Annotated in this window: 18 protein-coding genes and 2 tRNA genes; 11 read left to right on the plus strand and 9 right to left on the minus strand. The window is 45.4% G+C overall.

The window, feature by feature from the left end; all coding sequences use genetic code 11:
* Positions 1 to 24: 24 nt before the first annotated feature.
* Positions 25 to 924 carry a prolipoprotein diacylglyceryl transferase gene (gene lgt / locus RT064_RS03915; protein WP_313061968.1) on the minus strand — a complete coding sequence of 300 codons (900 nt, stop codon included), beginning with the start codon at positions 922 to 924 and terminating at the stop codon, positions 25 to 27.
* A gap of 129 nt (positions 925 to 1053) precedes the next feature.
* Positions 1054 to 1812: an imidazole glycerol phosphate synthase subunit HisF gene (gene hisF, locus RT064_RS03920; RefSeq protein ID WP_007115145.1), complete on the minus strand. Its 759-nt coding sequence runs from the start codon at positions 1810 to 1812 to the stop codon at positions 1054 to 1056.
* A gap of 92 nt (positions 1813 to 1904) precedes the next feature.
* Here hisF and RT064_RS03925 point away from each other — a divergent pair, with 92 nt between their 5' ends.
* The 3 genes from RT064_RS03925 (at position 1905) to RT064_RS03935 (ending at position 4261) form a co-directional block, all read left to right on the plus strand.
* A complete protein-coding gene (locus RT064_RS03925; protein ID WP_313061700.1) occupies positions 1905 to 2891 on the plus strand; it encodes a homoserine kinase in 987 nt (328 codons plus the stop codon).
* A 203-nt stretch (positions 2892 to 3094) separates the two neighbouring features.
* On the plus strand, positions 3095 to 3358 hold the full coding sequence (locus RT064_RS03930; protein ID WP_313061702.1) for a hypothetical protein: 264 nt from the start codon (positions 3095 to 3097) through the stop codon (positions 3356 to 3358).
* Between the two features lie 18 nt (positions 3359 to 3376).
* Positions 3377 to 4261, plus strand: coding sequence for a class II glutamine amidotransferase (locus tag RT064_RS03935; RefSeq protein WP_313061704.1), 885 nt, complete (start codon positions 3377 to 3379; stop codon positions 4259 to 4261).
* A 37-nt stretch (positions 4262 to 4298) separates the two neighbouring features.
* On the opposite strand, the gene RT064_RS03940 is transcribed toward RT064_RS03935, so the two are convergent.
* Entirely contained in the window at positions 4299 to 4925 is a 627-nt protein-coding gene (locus RT064_RS03940; RefSeq protein ID WP_204155328.1) for a hypothetical protein, read from the minus strand.
* 140 nt (positions 4926 to 5065) lie between these two features.
* Here RT064_RS03940 and RT064_RS03945 point away from each other — a divergent pair, with 140 nt between their 5' ends.
* Complete coding sequence (locus RT064_RS03945; protein ID WP_313061707.1) at positions 5066 to 5968, plus strand: histone deacetylase family protein; 903 nt, start codon at positions 5066 to 5068, stop codon at positions 5966 to 5968.
* A gap of 107 nt (positions 5969 to 6075) precedes the next feature.
* Here the strand turns inward: RT064_RS03945 and RT064_RS03950 are convergent, their stop codons facing one another.
* The 5 genes from RT064_RS03950 to RT064_RS03970 all read right to left on the minus strand — a co-directional run bounded on the left by RT064_RS03950 (position 6076) and on the right by RT064_RS03970 (position 9122).
* On the minus strand, positions 6076 to 7218 hold the full coding sequence (locus tag RT064_RS03950) for an aminotransferase class V-fold PLP-dependent enzyme (protein ID WP_313061710.1): 1143 nt from the start codon (positions 7216 to 7218) through the stop codon (positions 6076 to 6078).
* Positions 7219 to 7341: 123 nt separating this feature from the next.
* Positions 7342 to 7830, minus strand: coding sequence for a YchJ family protein (locus tag RT064_RS03955; protein ID WP_313061712.1), 489 nt, complete (start codon positions 7828 to 7830; stop codon positions 7342 to 7344).
* Between the two features lies 1 nt (position 7831).
* On the minus strand, positions 7832 to 8551 hold the full coding sequence (locus tag RT064_RS03960; protein WP_313061715.1) for a metal-dependent hydrolase: 720 nt from the start codon (positions 8549 to 8551) through the stop codon (positions 7832 to 7834).
* A 384-nt stretch (positions 8552 to 8935) separates the two neighbouring features.
* Positions 8936 to 9011, minus strand: a tRNA-Glu gene (locus RT064_RS03965).
* Positions 9012 to 9046: 35 nt separating this feature from the next.
* Positions 9047 to 9122: transfer RNA gene (locus RT064_RS03970), tRNA-Ala, on the minus strand.
* 204 nt (positions 9123 to 9326) lie between these two features.
* Between RT064_RS03970 and RT064_RS03975 the strand changes: the two genes are divergently transcribed.
* Positions 9327 to 9953, plus strand: a complete 627-nt coding sequence (locus RT064_RS03975; RefSeq protein WP_313061717.1) for a DedA family protein — start codon at positions 9327 to 9329, stop codon at positions 9951 to 9953.
* 20 nt (positions 9954 to 9973) lie between these two features.
* Here the strand turns inward: RT064_RS03975 and RT064_RS03980 are convergent, their stop codons facing one another.
* Positions 9974 to 10429, minus strand: coding sequence for a DUF2059 domain-containing protein (locus RT064_RS03980; RefSeq protein WP_313061720.1), 456 nt, complete (start codon positions 10427 to 10429; stop codon positions 9974 to 9976).
* A 133-nt stretch (positions 10430 to 10562) separates the two neighbouring features.
* Between RT064_RS03980 and gltX the strand changes: the two genes are divergently transcribed.
* The 6 genes from gltX to glmU all read left to right on the plus strand — a co-directional run bounded on the left by gltX (position 10563) and on the right by glmU (position 16346).
* Positions 10563 to 12080 carry a glutamate--tRNA ligase gene (gene gltX / locus RT064_RS03985; RefSeq protein ID WP_313061722.1) on the plus strand — a complete coding sequence of 506 codons (1518 nt, stop codon included), beginning with the start codon at positions 10563 to 10565 and terminating at the stop codon, positions 12078 to 12080.
* Positions 12081 to 12243: 163 nt separating this feature from the next.
* Positions 12244 to 12759 (plus strand): 6,7-dimethyl-8-ribityllumazine synthase, encoded by a 516-nt coding sequence (ribH, locus tag RT064_RS03990; RefSeq protein ID WP_007115135.1) that lies wholly within the window; start codon positions 12244 to 12246, stop codon positions 12757 to 12759.
* Between the two features lie 9 nt (positions 12760 to 12768).
* Positions 12769 to 13329 carry a transcription antitermination factor NusB gene (gene nusB / locus RT064_RS03995; protein ID WP_313061724.1) on the plus strand — a complete coding sequence of 187 codons (561 nt, stop codon included), beginning with the start codon at positions 12769 to 12771 and terminating at the stop codon, positions 13327 to 13329.
* Between the two features lie 54 nt (positions 13330 to 13383).
* Positions 13384 to 14349, plus strand: a complete 966-nt coding sequence (gene thiL / locus RT064_RS04000) for a thiamine-phosphate kinase (protein WP_313061726.1) — start codon at positions 13384 to 13386, stop codon at positions 14347 to 14349.
* 14 nt (positions 14350 to 14363) lie between these two features.
* The gene (locus RT064_RS04005; protein ID WP_062333543.1) at positions 14364 to 14942 is read left to right on the plus strand and encodes a phosphatidylglycerophosphatase A family protein; all 579 of its coding nucleotides are present in this window, start codon (positions 14364 to 14366) and stop codon (positions 14940 to 14942) included.
* A 45-nt stretch (positions 14943 to 14987) separates the two neighbouring features.
* A complete protein-coding gene (gene glmU, locus RT064_RS04010; RefSeq protein ID WP_313061730.1) occupies positions 14988 to 16346 on the plus strand; it encodes a bifunctional UDP-N-acetylglucosamine diphosphorylase/glucosamine-1-phosphate N-acetyltransferase GlmU in 1359 nt (452 codons plus the stop codon).
* The last annotated feature ends 32 nt before the right edge of the window (positions 16347 to 16378 follow it).

Here is a 16378-nt window from a genome sequence, read left to right on the forward strand (position 1 = left end):
GAGTTCCTTGGTTAGTTTTCTTTGTTAGTCCACATTCTTTTGACTGCCCCAATCGTAAATTTGGTTTTTATACGCCCAAATCAATAAAACCAAACCGCCGATAATCATCGGTAGGCTTAAGATTTGCCCTTTTGTCATCCACCCTAATAAAATAAAACCTTGGTCAGCATCAGGTTGGCGGAAGAATTCGGTAATAAAACGCGCAATACCGTAGCCCATCACAAACAAACCACTGACTGCCATACGCGGACGCGGCCGGCTGGCAAACCACCAAACCAAAACAAACAGTACCACCCCTTCAGTAAAAGCCTGATACAGCTGTGACGGATGGCGGGGGAGTAACAAATAATTGTTGCCATCAATCATAAAGGTCTGCGCAAGGCTTTGCAGGGCAGGGCTTTGTTTGAGCAGTTCATTGTCTTCATTGACCGCTTGCGGGAACAGCATCAGCCAGTTGTAACCACCGTCAGACACCCGACCCCACAATTCGCCATTGATAAAATTGCCAATACGACCAAACAGCAGTCCGGTTGGCACGCAGGGAATAATAAAATCTAGCACATTCCAAATGTTCTTTTTGTATTTGCGGGCAAAAAATAGCATTGCGATGGCGACACCCAAAAATCCCCCATGAAACGACATACCGCCTTGGTTGATTTTGAACAAATACATCGGATTGGCTAAAAATTCGCTTAATTGATAAAACAGTACATAGCCGATACGACCGCCTAGAATCACGCCCATCGCCCCGTAAAATACCAGGTCAGCGACCATGTCGGCATTCCAGTCTGGGCGTGATTTAGTACGATACCAAGCCAACGCATAAGCGGCAGCAAAAGCCAGTAAATACATCAGCCCGTACCAGTGGGCTTGGACAGGTCCCAAATGCAGAGCGACAGGATCCCATTGCGGGTGAATTAAAATGAGTGGAAACATGGCAATTTAGTCATTATCGAAAATGCCAATATTATAGCAGTTTTGGCTAGCTTGGGCTATTTTTTGCTGTGCCCTTTTAGTTATTACCAACGGCTATCGTTCTCACAAGGCTCGCCATTACAAGCGCATTTCAATGCCTTGCTGTGCCATAAACTGCTTGGCTTCGCCCACGGTATATTCGCCAAAATGGAAAATACTCGCCGCTAGTACCGCATCAACACCGCCTTGCAGTACCCCATCTGCCAAGTGTTGCAAATTACCAACACCACCCGAGGCAATCACTGGCACATTCACACTATCTGTAATGCGTTTCATCAAGGCGATATCATAGCCGTTTTTGGTACCATCTGAATCCATTGAGGTCACAAGCAGTTCACCCGCCCCAAACCCTGCCATTTTGACCGCCCATGCCACCGCATCAATGCCAGTCGCTTTGCGTCCCCCATGGGTAAAGATTTCCCATTGATTGTCAGCCACTTTTTTGGCATCAATCGCGACCACAATACACTGACTGCCAAAACGCGCTGCCGCTTCACCGACAAACTCAGGGTTAAAAATTGCCGCTGAATTAATCGATACTTTATCCGCGCCCGCGTTTAGCAAGTGACGAATATCATCGACTTTACGCACCCCGCCGCCCACGGTCAGCGGTACAAATACGGTCTCTGCCATGCGTTCAACCGTGTGATAGGTAGTGTCGCGTCCATGATGGGTAGCGGTGATATCCAAAAAAGTGATTTCATCCGCGCCTTGTTCGTTGTAGCGCTGCGCCACTTCAACAGGGTCGCCCGCGTCTTTGATATCGACAAATTGCACACCTTTGACCACCCGACCATTGTCAACATCAAGGCAAGGGATAATTCGTTTTGCTAACATATTCGATTTCCTTCTATAATAGCCGTAAGTTTATCAAATTTACTTTGCCATTACCGCAGTTTTATCGGTGTGCTGCGCTTCAAGGATGCCTTATGTCTGTATATACCCAGTTGACTGACCAACAATTTAGTGATTTTTGCCAACAATTTGGCGTGGATTTTGCCAAAGCCATACCTATCACACAGGGTATCAAAAACAGTAATTGGTTTATTGAAACAACCACGGACAAAGCCGGCGAGCCGTCTTATGTATTTACCTTGTTTGAAGAACGCAAACCGCATGAAATTCAAAAAATGGCGATTATCCTAAATCGCCTAAAAGACCAGCTACCCGTAGCAGCACCGCTAGCCGCCAAAAACGGCGAGTTTTTGCTGTATTTTGACAACAAAGCCATTGTGGTGTCACCAAAACTCTCGGGCGGTCACCCAAAAGCAACCACACCTGATATGTGCCGTCAAATGGGCGAGGCTTTAGCCGTTCTTCACCAAACCTTGCAAACCTTGACCCCTGCACAAAACTATGGCGTTGAGTTATATCCTTGGCATTTGGTGCGTGACCGTGAAACCAAGTTTATGCCAAGCGATGAAGCCAAACTGATGAATGATATTTGGCAAGCCTACGAAACCGTAGCGAGCAAAAATTTGCCAACAGGTTTATGTCATCTAGATATGTTTGCCGATAACACGCTGTGGGATTTTAGTGATGAAACCCAGCCAACACTCACAGGTTTGCTTGATTTTACCGAAGTCAGTGTTGAACATTTTGTGATGGATGTGGCGATTACTATTAATGATTTTTGCACCACTTGGGGCAACGCCAATGATGGCGAAGCGGTGAATTTTGATGACGCCAAAATGCAAGCGTTTTTACAAGGGTACGAGAGCAAACGCGCTTTGAGCGATGATGAGAAAAAGGCATTGCCGATTATGCTTGCTATGGCGGGCGTGACATTTTGGCTGCTGCGTTTGAATGTGATTTATTATAACCGTCAGCAAGGTCGCACGGGCGATAATATTATGGTGAAAAATCCTGATTTAATGAAACGCCTAGCTAGCTTTCATTGGGGGAAGGTTAAATAAGGCATTGCGGTGTTTTTATCGCATGGCATAATTTACCAAATCGTCAATAGGTACATTGATAAAACAAATAGATTGGTAAAACAAGGACAAAAGAGAGCCCCGATTACGTTTATCCTAAAAAGAATAACGCAGGATTGGGGGCGTATTCACTCTAATTGTTATACTATCTTCACTGTCAAATCCAGGCTTACAGGACAATAGAAATGAACGATAGCAATCACTGGCAAAAACTTGCCCAATACCCGACTAACTTATTGGCAGAAACCCACGCCATCTATTTACAAAACAACGGCATCAACGTACAGACCCAACTCGTTGATTTGATGGGATTGAACACAGGCGGTGTGCTATGGGTTGCCCCTGAAGATGTTGAGCAAGCCAAAGCTTTGCTCGATAATATCGATGACACCTCGCAACTAGCGGATGACGACTTGGTAGACAATAACGACTCAGCAAAATTGCAGTAGAAAGGAACCCTAATCACCATGTGCCAACTTCTGGGTATGAATTGCAACACACCCACCGATATTCATTTTAGCTTTGCGGGGTTTCGCAAGCGGGGCGGGCAGACCGATATCCATACCGATGGGTTTGGTATTGTATTTTTTGAAAAAAATCCCGACCTATCGCAGGGTAATCGTAAAGCTGGGGTACGTCAATTTCACGATGACAAGCCAAGTTTTTGCTCACCGGTGGCGGATTTAGTCAATAGTTATCCGATTAAGGCGATGAATGTGATTAGCCATATTCGCAAAGCCACGCAAGGCACCAATTGTTTGGCTAATACCCACCCATTTGTCCGCGAGGTATGGGGCGAGGAATGGGCATTTGCGCATAATGGGCAATTACAGATGGATTTTATTGACCAGCTCAGCCCTGTGCCCACCCACTATCAGCCCGTAGGTACAACCGATTCGGAGATGGCGTTTTGTTATCTGCTCAATCGACTCAAATCACAGTTTAGTGAGCCGCCCAGTGACGAGGTGTTATTCCAGTTTTTTACCACGATTTGTCGTGAGTTATCGGCGTTGGGCTTGTTTAATTGTCTCATTAGCAATGGCGATTGGCAGCTAGCCTATGCAGGGAGCTTGCTGTTTTTTATCACCCGTAAAGCGCCATTTGGTGAGGCGAAACTCGCTGATAGTGAGCTGGCGATTGATTTTAGCGAGGTGACCTCGCAGACCGATAAAGTGACCTTGATTACTACCATTCCTTTGACTTACAACGAACACTGGCAACAGCTGTATGTGGATGAATGTTTGATGTTTCGGGATGGTGATATTTTATTTAAAGATACCCCTGATAATCCGACCTGCTTAACCATTGAAGAAGGCATTGCCATCGCCCGCAAAGTAGGGGCGACGCTGTAATCTGCCATTTTTTGCTAGACTCAAGGTATAAGTCAAATTAATCAAACACAATCGCCGTTTGGTATTTGATACTTAACCGACTGGCTTCAAATAATGCTACCCAAACCGCAATTTCACGGTAAAAGTCTTGCTGTGAGTCGATGATTTGGCTTAGACGAGTCATTTCTGGGTCTGATAACTGCCCATCAACGAGCTGAATCCCAAGATAGCTAGCTATATCTTGTAGCACTGCCATGAGTTGTTGGCTTGAGCCGATATCTTGATTTTGTGCTTTATCATACAGCACTTCGTCAAAGTCCACAGGCAGATAATAGCCTTCATTATCGGCGTGATTAATCAGTGGGTCATCCATAAAGTCCACATAATCAACATCTTGCAGATTGGCACGCAATTCGTCATCATTGATAGGCGTCAGGCGAGTTTGTGGATTATGAGAGATTTGCACTTCAACCCAACGTAGATAATGCAGCCAAAGATACGGAAAGCTTTTAAGCGGTGCTCGGCTTTTCTCGGCGATAGGCTCGTCTGGCTCTCGATAAGTGGGTAAACCCTTGTCCTTTAGCACTTGATTAAGATGGCTAAACACTTGCTGATAATGGGCAAAGCCTTCTTCATCGAGTTGCTTCATTTCAGCCAATTTATTAACACCAATATATAACGACATGACCAGTCCTTTTGATGAATTTTGCTATACATTTGTCTTGTAAAAACAGTTTAGCAAATCTCTTAAAAATTGTTGTTATGAAATGGTTATTTAAACGATAAACTAAGCATTTACTTTTTTATAGTTTGATTGAGAAAGCCATGCTCAAAGTTGCTTATTCCGATATTTTTAAATATGACGTTCCCGAACGTCACCGTTTCCCTATGCAAAAATACCCGATGATTGCAGAGCGGTTATTGGCGGAGGGTACATTGACCCAAGCCAATTTTTTTGCCCCGCAGCGATTGAGCGAAGACGAAATTCTCACCACACATACACAAACGTACTGGCAGCATCTAAAACACCAAACATTGCCCGCCAAGGACGCGCGCGCCATCGGCTTTGAGATGACGCCAAGGCTCGTTGAGCGGGAACGGGTGATTACCCACGGCACTTATGAATGTGCGTTATTTGCCAAACAATTTGGTGTCGCGCTCAATATCGCAGGCGGTACCCACCATGCGTTTGCCGATCATGGCGAAGGGTTTTGCGTGTTTAACGATGTGGCGGTGGCGAGTAATTTATTGTTGGCACGTGGACAGGCGACCCAAATTCTGACCGTGGATTTGGATGTCCATCAAGGCAACGGTACAGCGCATTTGATGGCAAATGAACCCCGAGTATTTACCTTTAGCATGCATGGCGCAAAAAACTATCCGTTTCGCAAGCAAGCATCCGATTTGGATATTGATTTGCCAAACGAGACAGGCGATGAGGCATATTTAGCCATATTAATGGATACGCTGCCCAGACTTATTGCAAAAGTGAAACCCGATATGCTGTTTTACCAGTCCGCTGTGGATGTGCTCGCCACCGATAAGCTCGGTAAACTTGCGCTCACCCGTGACGGCTGCGCCAAGCGTGATGCATTTGTATTTAGCCAAGCCAAAGCTCATGGAATTCCAGTGGCGGTGGTGATGGGTGGCGGTTACTCAGAAAACATCGACGATGTGGTGGAAGCTCATTGCAATACCTTTCGCATGGCAAAAAGGTTGTATGAGTGAGTGTTAAGAGATAAAAAAAGCCCTGTTTCCCAGAGCTTTTAAATTGACAGAGCTTTTAAAATAAACCGTTGTTCTGCTAATCAATGCGCTAATGCATACGCTGATAATTAAGCTAATACTTTCTCAAGCGCTTGCTTAAAACGGCTGACTGTGCCGTCGACATCTGTTAATTTATCTAACCCAAATAGACCCAAACGGAATGTTTTAAAGCTGTCGGGTTCGCCAACTTTCAGTGGGACCCCGCCTGCAATTTGTAAGCCTTGGGCTGCAAATGCTGCACCTTTGTGCATATCATCACGCTCAGTATAAACTACAATCACACCCGGTGCTTGGTAGCCTTCAGCTGCGACGCTGATAATATCGTGTTGATTGAGGACAGAGAGCACTTTTTCACCCAATTCAAATTGGGCGCTTTTGAGCTTATCAAGTCCAATCGCTTCGGCTTCTTTGACGGTATCGCGGAATTTGGTCAGCCCATCGGTTGGCATCGTCGCATGATACGCATGACCGCCATTTTCATAAGCGCGCATGATAGTGAGCCACTGTTTGAGATCCAGCCCAAAACTGGTCGATTCGGTGGCTTCCACTTTGGCAACGGCTTGTTCATTCATCATCACTAACCCCGCACATGGCGTGCTTGACCAGCCTTTTTGTGGGGCAGAGATGAGCACGTCAATGCCCAACGCTTTCATATCAAGCCACACGCAGCCTGATGCAATACAGTCAATGACCAGTAAACCACCGACACTGTGCACCGCATCGGCAAGTTGCTTGATGTAGTCATCAGGGAGCATCAAGCCTGCCGCGGTTTCGACATGGGGGGCAAATACCACCGCAGGTTTTTTGGATTGAATCTCAGCGACAGCCGTCTCGATTGCCACTGGCTCAAACTGCTGTTGTTGCCCAATTGAATCGCTGTTGTCACCGATGTGTGCGGTCAGGACGGTCACGTCATCCGTAATACGACCTTTTTCAAGGATTTGCGTCCAGCGAAAACTAAAAAACCCGTTGCGGATGATAAGCACTGTTTGGTCAGTGGCAAGCTGGCGCGCAACCGCTTCCATACCGTAACTCCCTGTACCCGGCACGATTGCCACCGCATCGGCGTTATACACGTTTTTTAAACTTGTGGACAAATCATTCATCACAGTTTGGAATTTTTTGGACATGTGATTGAGCGAGCGGTCGGTGTAGACCACAGAGTATTCTAATAAACCGTCTGGATCAATATCTTGGCGTAGGGCTGGCATGAGACTCTCCTTTAACATCGTTGTCTTTATGGCAAATAAAATTAGTCTAGCAAAAAAGCCCTTTTAAAAAACAAAAAAATTGTAGAGCGGTTGTTAAATTTTTTGTTATCAATGGCGCAGCGATTAAGCCAAAAACTGTCCGCAGCAGCGTTTGTATTTCTCACCACTGCCACAAAGACAAGGCTGCTTTTGGGTGACAGACATGACCACTGTCGGATCCAAAAAATACCAACGGTTTATGCGACCGCTGGGGATGTTGACGAAGGTAGAAAGTTCATGATGCGCATCCTTGCCAGTGGTTGAGTGAAAGTAGGCTTTAAACTCAACTTGTGCATGGCGTTTGCCAAGTTTTGCTAGATGGTTGACGACTTCAAGTCCTGCCCAGTTGGTCTGTTTTGCCCAGTCGCTAATCGCTTGGGTATCGAGTAGCGGCTGCTGAAAAGGCGCGGTGGTGGCAACGATATATTCGACATGTTGAAACACAAACGCACAGTAGCGTGAGCGCATAAGCTGTTCGGCTGTGTCGGCGATTTTTTGCCCCAAATGCAGGGGCGCACAGCAATCAGCATAAGACAGTGTAGAGCCGCACGGGCAAGGTGACGTATGTGTCATGTTAATGAATGTTCGGTAGGTTGATGGCGGTAGGCAAGATATTTTTCTTTAAAATAAGCCAACTAATCGGGTCTTGTAGCGTCTGCCAAAATACTTTAAACGGCGGGGCAAACACAATCAGGGCAGCCAGCACGGCATATAAGCCCAAATACCAGCCTATTTGATCGAATTTAAACACTTTAAACGCGGTACCAAAAGATTTTTTGACACTCAGCCCTAACAGGTTGACGCTAAACATCTCATCTAACAGCAGATGAACAATGGCGCCAAACATCAAAAATAGCCCCAAAAACCAACTGATAACAGCGCCTTGCTTAAAGCCATAAAAGCTGGCGTATACGAGGGTCATCGCCATAATCCCCAGATAGGGAATCGAGTGCACGATGCCACGATGCACCGTCAGTTTGCTATATAAATTAAACACACCGTAGCGCATCAGCAAATAAGAGGCTAACCACAATCCTGCCAATGCCACCAACGAAAACTGTCCGACACACAAGATAACGATAAAAAATGCCGTCAGCAGCGATACGACATTAAATCCTACGGTCGCGGGTACCGAGTGGTCCAAATCAATATCGGGCAGCAAGCCACCAATGGTACCAGCCACCACACACATCAAATATTCAGGCGCGGTCAGCATCCCGGCTTTATAAATCACCAAGCCAGTGACGCCACTTGCGACAAAAGCCACGCTTATGTGGGTGTTAAAATTTGCCATAGTCTTCGCCCAGTTTCCCAATAGCTTAAAATCAGCGAGTCAACACTCGAGTGGTAAAATCCCGAGTGGTAAAATTTAGTGGCTAAAATCATGTAGCTAGAATCAAGTAGCTAAAAGCAGATAGCCAAAATTATTTATCCCATACGCAATTGCGCGCTCAATTATATGCTAATTTTGATGACAAAGCGTGAACTAAGGGCAAGGAAAATTGATTTTGCGGGGTGGGCGCATGCGGCATGGAGAAAAGCAAAACATTGTAAGCTATGTAACCTATTTAACCTAGGATGTGGCAAGGCAACACTATATACCAAAAATGCCTACCACAAACAGATAGCAAAAACAAAAAAGCCATCGTCCGTTAGACAATGGCTTTTTTTAAATAAGTGGCGTCCCCACGGGGATTCGAACCCCGGTTACCGCCGTGAAAGGGCGATGTCCTAGGCCTCTAGACGATGGGGACGCAATCGCACGAGGTGCTCTAAGCAGACTTAATAGTGGTGGAGCTAAGCGGAGTCGAACCGCTGACCCCTTGCATGCCATGCAAGTGCTCTACCAACTGAGCTATAGCCCCATTTTTGGGAATTATTTAGACTGCTTTGCCTAAGAGTGGGCGTATTTTATTGAAAACTTATTTTGCTGTCAAGATGATTTTTGCCTAAAAACACAAAATTTTTATCCATTCTTGCTATAATGATGCCTGGTTAATGTTGCCTTCATATAACGACTGTAGATTAGTTATTTTTTGTTGTGTTGTCTAAAATTATAAGGATAGCCCATGTGGTTGGTAAATTTTATTTTGCATATCGGTGATCATTTACAAGAGCTGGTCAACAACTATGGTAATTGGATTTACGCGATTTTGTTTGCCATTGTGTTTTGCGAGACGGGTCTGGTGGTGTTGCCATTTTTACCAGGGGATTCGATGTTGTTTGCCGCAGGCACCATTGCCGCAGTGGGCGATATGAATATCTTTGTGCTAATTGGTTTATTAATTGTGGCGGCAGTATTGGGCGATTTTGTCAATTTTGAGATTGGCAAACACTTTGGGCAAAAGTTATTTTCCAATCCCAATTCCAAGATTTTTAAGCAAAGCCATTTGCAAAAAACCCACGATTATTATGAAAAATACGGCGGACGCACCATTATTATTGCCCGTTTTATTCCCATTGTACGCACTTTCGCGCCGTTTGTAGGCGGGATGGGTAACATGAATTATGCCCAGTTTGCTCGCTATAACATCGTTGGCGCGGTATTATGGGTCGTATCTTTTACCACGCTAGGCTATTTTTTTGGTCAATTACCCTTTGTCAAAGAACATTTTTCGTGGATTATGATTGCGATTATCGTGTTTTCTGTGGTACCAATGATTGTTGAAATCATTCGCCATCGCAAGGATAAATAAATCACTTCGATGAAACGTGATTAGGTCGTTGCGTCATATTTTTTCATTAGCTGTTGAATATGCTTAATTTGAATATCTTTAAGCTTTTCTGAGAGGTGCTGATTTTTCTTTAAAATACTTTGCCCTTCTGGTGTTTTATAAAAGTTGATTAAAAGCTCCAATTCTTGCGAAGTGTAAGTATGCTGATAGACGATCACCATTTCTTGTTCGATATCAACGGCTTTTAAGTCATTTTTAATGCTATTGATTGTTACTAATTCTTCAGTAGTAGCGTTCTGAGTAGATGTTTCAAAGGTTTCATCAATCAAAACTAACCATTGACCCTTGATATCATTGAGTTTTACCCATTCTTGGGCTAAATCTCGTGGTTTTTTATAAGCATATATAGATGCTGTATGTTGAGAAGCAGGGATGGTTTGAGCAAAAGCGTCGGTGCTACCTAATAACATTACCAATAAAATGATTTTTAGCTTCATTATTTCTCCTTTTGTTTTTTCTAGTTAGTTTATCATAACATTTCGATAAAACTCGCTTTGAACATTCATTTATAAATCAATGCCAATCGGCTATAATAACTCCCAATTTTCAAATTTAGCATTAGATAACCCCATGTCACAAGTTAAACCACAAACACAAAAAGTCCGCACCCGTATTGCCCCAAGCCCCACAGGCTTTCCCCACGTTGGCACCGCCTATATCGCACTATTTAACCTTGCCTTTGCCAAAGCGCATGGCGGCGATTTTATCCTACGCATTGAAGACACCGACCAAACGCGCTCCACCGCGCAATCTGAACAAATGATTTTGGACGCGCTGCGCTGGGTCGGTCTTGACTGGTCAGAAGGTCCAGACGTGGCCGGTCCACATGCACCGTACCGCCAAAGCGAGCGTAAAGACATCTACAAACAATACGCCGAAGAACTACTGGACAAAGGTCATGCATTTCGCTGTTTTGCCACAGCCGAAGAGTTAGACCAAATGCGAGCCGAACAAATGGCGCGGGGCGAAACCCCAAAATATGACGGTCGCTATGCGAACCTTTCCCGTGAACAATCGGACAAGCTCGCCGCCGAAGGCAAGCCATTTGTCATTCGTATGCGTGTGCCAGACGAGGGTGTATGTAAATTTGACGATATGCTACGTGGCGAGGTCGAGATTCCTTGGTCACAAGTGGATATGCAAGTGCTACTTAAAACCGATGGCTTGCCGACCTACCATTTGGCAAACGTGGTCGATGACCATTTGATGCAGATTACCCACGTCATTCGTGGCGAAGAGTGGATTAACTCTGCCCCAAAACATCAACTGTTGTATAAATATTTTGGTTGGGATATGCCAGTACTCTGTCATATGCCACTGCTTAGAAACCCAGACAAATCCAAACTATCCAAACGCAAAAACCCAACGTCTATCACTTATTACCGTGATGCAGGTGTGTTGCCAGAAGCCTTGCTCAACTATTTGGGACGTATGGGTTATTCGATGCCAAATGAAGCCGAAAAATTCACGTTGGATGAAATGATTGCCAGTTTTGACATCAAACGGGTGTCATTGGGCGGTCCGATTTTTGACGTGGAAAAACTCACTTGGCTCAATGGCGAATGGTTGCGTTCACTGTCACCCGAAGCCTTAAAAACCAAAATTCTTGATTGGGCAAATGACAGCGACAAACTCACCGCGATTGCCAAAGCCATCCAGCCACGCATTAACTTGTTGTCGGATGCGGTGAATTGGTCGGGCTTTTATTTCCAAAACTTGCCAACGATTAGTGAGGTGGACTTTGAGCATAAAGTGCTATCCACTGAGCAAACCGTGGAGATTCTACAACTTGCGCAATGGCAGTTAGAAACCCTGCCTGTATGGACGGAGGAGCATATCCAAGCGGTATTGTCTGGCTTGGCGGACGAGATGGGCATTAAATTGCGTGATTTTATGTCACCATTTTTTATTGCCATTGCAGGTAGCAAGTCAAGCACGCCTGTGATGAATTCAATGTATTTGATTGGGGCGGATATGACATTGCAGCGCCTGCGTCATGCCATTGAGGTATTAGGCGGTGTCAGTAAGAAAAAAGCCAAAGAATTGGAAAAACGTCATAAAGCATTACCAAGCTTTTTGACCCAATAAGCTTAATTGTTTTGTATATATAAAAGTCCGTCGCTATGGCGGATTTTTTATTTTAATGGAAGTAACCTAGGGTCATGCTAAATAACATGAATAAACCTAACAAAAATGGTATCATACCTAGCAAAATTCAGATTCTAATTTTTACAATTTAAAGGTAATCATCATGGCAAATCTTCAAAACGAACTCGCCCAAGTACAGCATATCAGCGGTGAACTACACACCAATGCCCACGCCAAAATCGGTATGGTGGTAGGACGTTTTAACAGCTTTGTGGTAGAAAGCTTGGTTAGCGGCGCGATTGATACCTTACTGCGTCATGGTATTGCAGGTAGCAATATTACTGTCGTACGTGTACCGGGTGCTTGGGAAATTCCGCTGGCGGTTGCCCGTATGGCACAAACCGATAAATTTGACGCTATCATCGGTTTAGGCGCGGTGATTCGTGGTAGCACGCCGCACTTTGATTTTGTCGCTGGTGAATCTGCCAAAGGTTTGGGCGCAATTGGGCTGGATTATGACGTGCCTGTTATTAATGCGATTTTGACCACGGACAGCATCGAACAAGCCATTGAGCGCTCTGGTACCAAAGCCGGTAACAAAGGCTCAGAAGCAGCCATGGTCGCGCTTGAGATGATTAACGTGTTGGGTCAAATTGACGCACAAATGGCTGGTGAATAAGGTAGCGATATGACTGACAATTCAACCCACACCACGCCACAGCAGGCGAGTCAAGACAACGCCGTCAATTATAAAACCAGCCTGACCGCGATTCGTAAAGCACGCCGTTTTGTGGTGCAAGGGTTATATGAATGGCTATTGACAGGCAACCCATCGCACGAAATCGAAGCGCATACCCGCAGTGAGAATGCCATGCACACGGTGCATTTGGGCTATTATCACGAGCTACTGAGCAAAATCATTGAGCAAAGCGATGACTTAATTGCCTATATCGACAGCCTACTTGATCGCCCTTGGACACGGCTAGATAAAGTTGAGCAAGCGGTATTGCTTGTCGGTGCGTATGAGATGAAGCAGCACTTGGAAGTGCCTTACAAAGTAGTGATTGATGAAGCAATTCAGCTCAACACCCATTTTGGCTCATCAGATGGCTATAAAATGATTCATGTGGTGATGGATAAAATCGCCAAAGACGTGCGTATGCCTGAAGTAGAGGCTGATGCCAAAAAAGCCAAAACAGAGGATGTGCCGCAGCCGCCATCGCAAGCGACCACTGAAGAAGAAAAATAATACCGTAAAGGGCGTACTCGCTACGCCCTTTTATGCTTGATACGGATGGCTAAGATGTCCGAATTTTCTTTGATTTATCAACATTTTCAACACTGCACACGCAACAATCCTTTGACCCAAGTGGGTATTGGGGATGATTGCGCGATAAGCAGTATGCCAAGCGATTGCGAACTGGTGAGCTGTATTGACACGCTGGTTGCAGGTCGGCACTTTCCTTTATCAACATCCGCTTATGCCATCGGCTATAAATCGGTCGCGGTCAATTTATCCGATTTGGCAGCGATGGGGGCGATACCCTATGCGATATTGCTGGGTATTAGCTTGCCCGCTAAGCTTGCACAGGATGACTGGCTCAAACCATTCGCCCAAGGCATCGCGGACATTTGCAACCGATTTGATGTCGAGCTCATCGGTGGCGATACCACCCAATCAAACACCTTAACCATCTCTGTCACTGCACTGGGGTTTGTGCCAACTGGGCAAGCTATTACCAGAGGGGGCGCAAAAGTCGGTGATATCATCTGTGTGAGCGGTGAAATTGGCTCAGCAAGTTTTGCGTTACAGCAGATTTTAAACGCTGAAAAATCTGAGCGGCACGATATTGCTTTACAATCAATCCCTTTACAGCCGGCACTCGATTTACCTGTTCCGCAAGTGCAGTTGGGGCAAAAATTACGTGGGTACGCCCATAGCATGATTGATATTTCAGACGGGCTAGGGCAGGATTTGGGTCATATTCTAACCGCATCACAGGTGGGTGCCGTGGTCGATTTGGCCAATATTCCAACGCATCCACGATTACAGGTTTTGCCAAATGCTGATAAGTGGCAACATCAGCTCAATGGCGGCGATGATTATCAGCTGTGTTTTACCATAAGTGAGCAAAATTTTGTCAAATTTAATCAACAGTTTTCGGATAAAATTTTTGCCATTGGCAAAATTGTCACAGAAAACGGCTTGAGGCTGACTTATAATAACCAATCAATTGAATTTTCGATTACTGGCTATCAGCATTTTTAGCCAAAGAACTCCCTATGACTCAACTGCACAAACCCGACGTCCGTAAAGCCAATGTTTGCCCGCCTTGTCCGCCAACCGCGAGTGTTTGGGAAAAGCTTATTTATTGGCTCGGTATCGGCTTAGGCTCAGGATTGCCAAAGCGCGCTGCTGGGACGTGGGGCACGGTGGGTGGACTGGTGGTTGCCATTCCGATGTTATGGCTGGGGTTTTGGGGGTTTTTGGCGGTTACGGTGGTGGGCGCTCTAGTCGGTAGTTATATCTGCGGTAAAACGTCTGATTTGATGGGTGTACACGATGACCCGCATATCGTATGGGATGAATGGGTCGGCATGTGGGTGTCACTCCTGCCAATTTTATGGCTGCATTTCTACGATGATGCTTTATTGCAAGGTCATCAGTTAAGTTTACTGTTACTATACTTTGCTGCATTTGTCGCGTTTCGTTTTTTTGATATTTTAAAACCCTTTCCGATTAAATGGGTGGATAAAAATGTGAGCGGCGGTTTTGGTATTTTGATTGATGACATTTTGGCGGGGCTGATGGCAGGGGTTGTGCTAATAGTCTTTGTAAGTGTGCTCGTTACTTATGTTTAATCTGTTGTATCATTAAAATTAGTTTAAAAAAGATAAGGGATTCCCATGACCAACTTAACCACCATTATCATGGCAGCAGGCAAAGGCACTCGCATGAAATCGAGCAAGCCAAAAGTCCTACAACCGCTGGCAGGCAAGCCTTTGCTACATCACGTGCTCGCCACTGCCAAACAATTGGGTAGCCAAAAAAATATCATTATCTATGGTTTTGAAGGTCAGCAAGTCAAAGATGCCTTTGCCGATGAACAAATTGATTGGGTGGAGCAAGCTGAGCAATTGGGCACCGGTCACGCGGTGCAAATGACTTTGCAGGTGTTGCCTACGGATGGGAAAAGCTTGATTTTATCCGGGGATGTGCCACTCATTGGCGTCGATACCTTAGAGAAATTGGCAAATACAGACAGCCGTTTTGCCATGCTGACCCTAAACTTAGCCAACCCGTTTGGTTTGGGGCGTATTGTGCGTGACAACGACCAAGTAATCGCCATTGTCGAAGAAAAAGATGCCAACGATGAGCAAAGACAAATCACTGAAATCAATAGCGGTGTGTACTGTGTCGCCAATGATATTTTGCATCGATATCTCAATAACTTGACCAATAACAATGCCCAAGGCGAATATTACCTGACCGATATCGTCAAAATGGCGGTAGATGACGGCATCGAAATCGCCACCGTATCGCCGACCCATCAGTTTGAAATCGAAGGCGTGAATGACCGTCTGCAGTTGGCAAATCTAGAGCGTACTTGGCAAACGCATCAAGCCCAAGCGCTGATGCAACAAGGCGTACATTTGATTGACCCAAGCCGTTTTGATTTACGCGGTTCGCTCAAAGTTGGCAAAGATGTGCAAATCGATATTAATGTCATCATTGAAGGTGACTGTGAGCTAGGTGACAACGTCAAAATCGGCGCAGGTTGTATCATCAAAAACAGCAAAATCGCCAGTGGCACTGTGGTGCAACCTTACAGTTTATTTGACAATGCGGTAGTGGGCGCAGACAACCAAATTGGACCATTTGCCCGTCTGCGCCCCAATGCGGTCACTGACAAAGAGGTGCATATCGGTAACTTTGTGGAGCTTAAGAACACCCAAATGGCAAGCGGCGCCAAAGCCAATCATTTGGCGTATTTGGGCGATGCCACCATTGGACAAAGGACCAATATCGGTGCCGGTGCCATCACTGCCAATTATGATGGCGTCAATAAGTTTAAAACCGAAATCGGTGATGAGGTCAGAATTGGCTCAAATGCGGTGCTGATTGCCCCTGTGACCATTGGTGACCGTGCCACCATTGGCGCAGGCAGTGCCATCAGTAAAGCCTGCCCTGCTGAAAAACTGTCCATCGCCCGTGGCAAACAAGTCATCATTGAGGGTTGGCAACGTCCTGAAAAAAAATCTTGATATTTAAATTTTTGCCTAAATTTAACAAATTC

The sequence above is a fragment of the Moraxella sp. CTOTU49097 genome (assembly GCF_032064105.1).
Lineage (GTDB): Bacteria > Pseudomonadota > Gammaproteobacteria > Pseudomonadales > Moraxellaceae > Faucicola > Faucicola osloensis_B.

What these genes read in the sequence shown, in the direction of transcription:
- hisF (WP_007115145.1), bottom strand. Translation starts at nt 1,812, where the DNA reads ATGTTAGCAAAACGAATTATCCCTTGCCTTGATGTTGACAATGGTCGG.
- RT064_RS03925 (WP_313061700.1), top strand. Translation starts at nt 1,905, where the DNA reads ATGTCTGTATATACCCAGTTGACTGACCAACAATTTAGTGATTTTTGC.
- RT064_RS03930 (WP_313061702.1), top strand. Translation starts at nt 3,095, where the DNA reads ATGAACGATAGCAATCACTGGCAAAAACTTGCCCAATACCCGACTAAC.
- RT064_RS03935 (WP_313061704.1), top strand. Translation starts at nt 3,377, where the DNA reads ATGTGCCAACTTCTGGGTATGAATTGCAACACACCCACCGATATTCAT.
- RT064_RS03940 (WP_204155328.1), bottom strand. Translation starts at nt 4,925, where the DNA reads ATGTCGTTATATATTGGTGTTAATAAATTGGCTGAAATGAAGCAACTC.
- RT064_RS03945 (WP_313061707.1), top strand. Translation starts at nt 5,066, where the DNA reads ATGCTCAAAGTTGCTTATTCCGATATTTTTAAATATGACGTTCCCGAA.
- RT064_RS03950 (WP_313061710.1), bottom strand. Translation starts at nt 7,218, where the DNA reads ATGCCAGCCCTACGCCAAGATATTGATCCAGACGGTTTATTAGAATAC.
- RT064_RS03955 (WP_313061712.1), bottom strand. Translation starts at nt 7,830, where the DNA reads ATGACACATACGTCACCTTGCCCGTGCGGCTCTACACTGTCTTATGCT.
- RT064_RS03960 (WP_313061715.1), bottom strand. Translation starts at nt 8,551, where the DNA reads ATGGCAAATTTTAACACCCACATAAGCGTGGCTTTTGTCGCAAGTGGC.
- RT064_RS03975 (WP_313061717.1), top strand. Translation starts at nt 9,327, where the DNA reads ATGTGGTTGGTAAATTTTATTTTGCATATCGGTGATCATTTACAAGAG.
- RT064_RS03980 (WP_313061720.1), bottom strand. Translation starts at nt 10,429, where the DNA reads ATGAAGCTAAAAATCATTTTATTGGTAATGTTATTAGGTAGCACCGAC.
- gltX (WP_313061722.1), top strand. Translation starts at nt 10,563, where the DNA reads ATGTCACAAGTTAAACCACAAACACAAAAAGTCCGCACCCGTATTGCC.
- ribH (WP_007115135.1), top strand. Translation starts at nt 12,244, where the DNA reads ATGGCAAATCTTCAAAACGAACTCGCCCAAGTACAGCATATCAGCGGT.
- nusB (WP_313061724.1), top strand. Translation starts at nt 12,769, where the DNA reads ATGACTGACAATTCAACCCACACCACGCCACAGCAGGCGAGTCAAGAC.
- thiL (WP_313061726.1), top strand. Translation starts at nt 13,384, where the DNA reads ATGTCCGAATTTTCTTTGATTTATCAACATTTTCAACACTGCACACGC.
- RT064_RS04005 (WP_062333543.1), top strand. Translation starts at nt 14,364, where the DNA reads ATGACTCAACTGCACAAACCCGACGTCCGTAAAGCCAATGTTTGCCCG.
- glmU (WP_313061730.1), top strand. Translation starts at nt 14,988, where the DNA reads ATGACCAACTTAACCACCATTATCATGGCAGCAGGCAAAGGCACTCGC.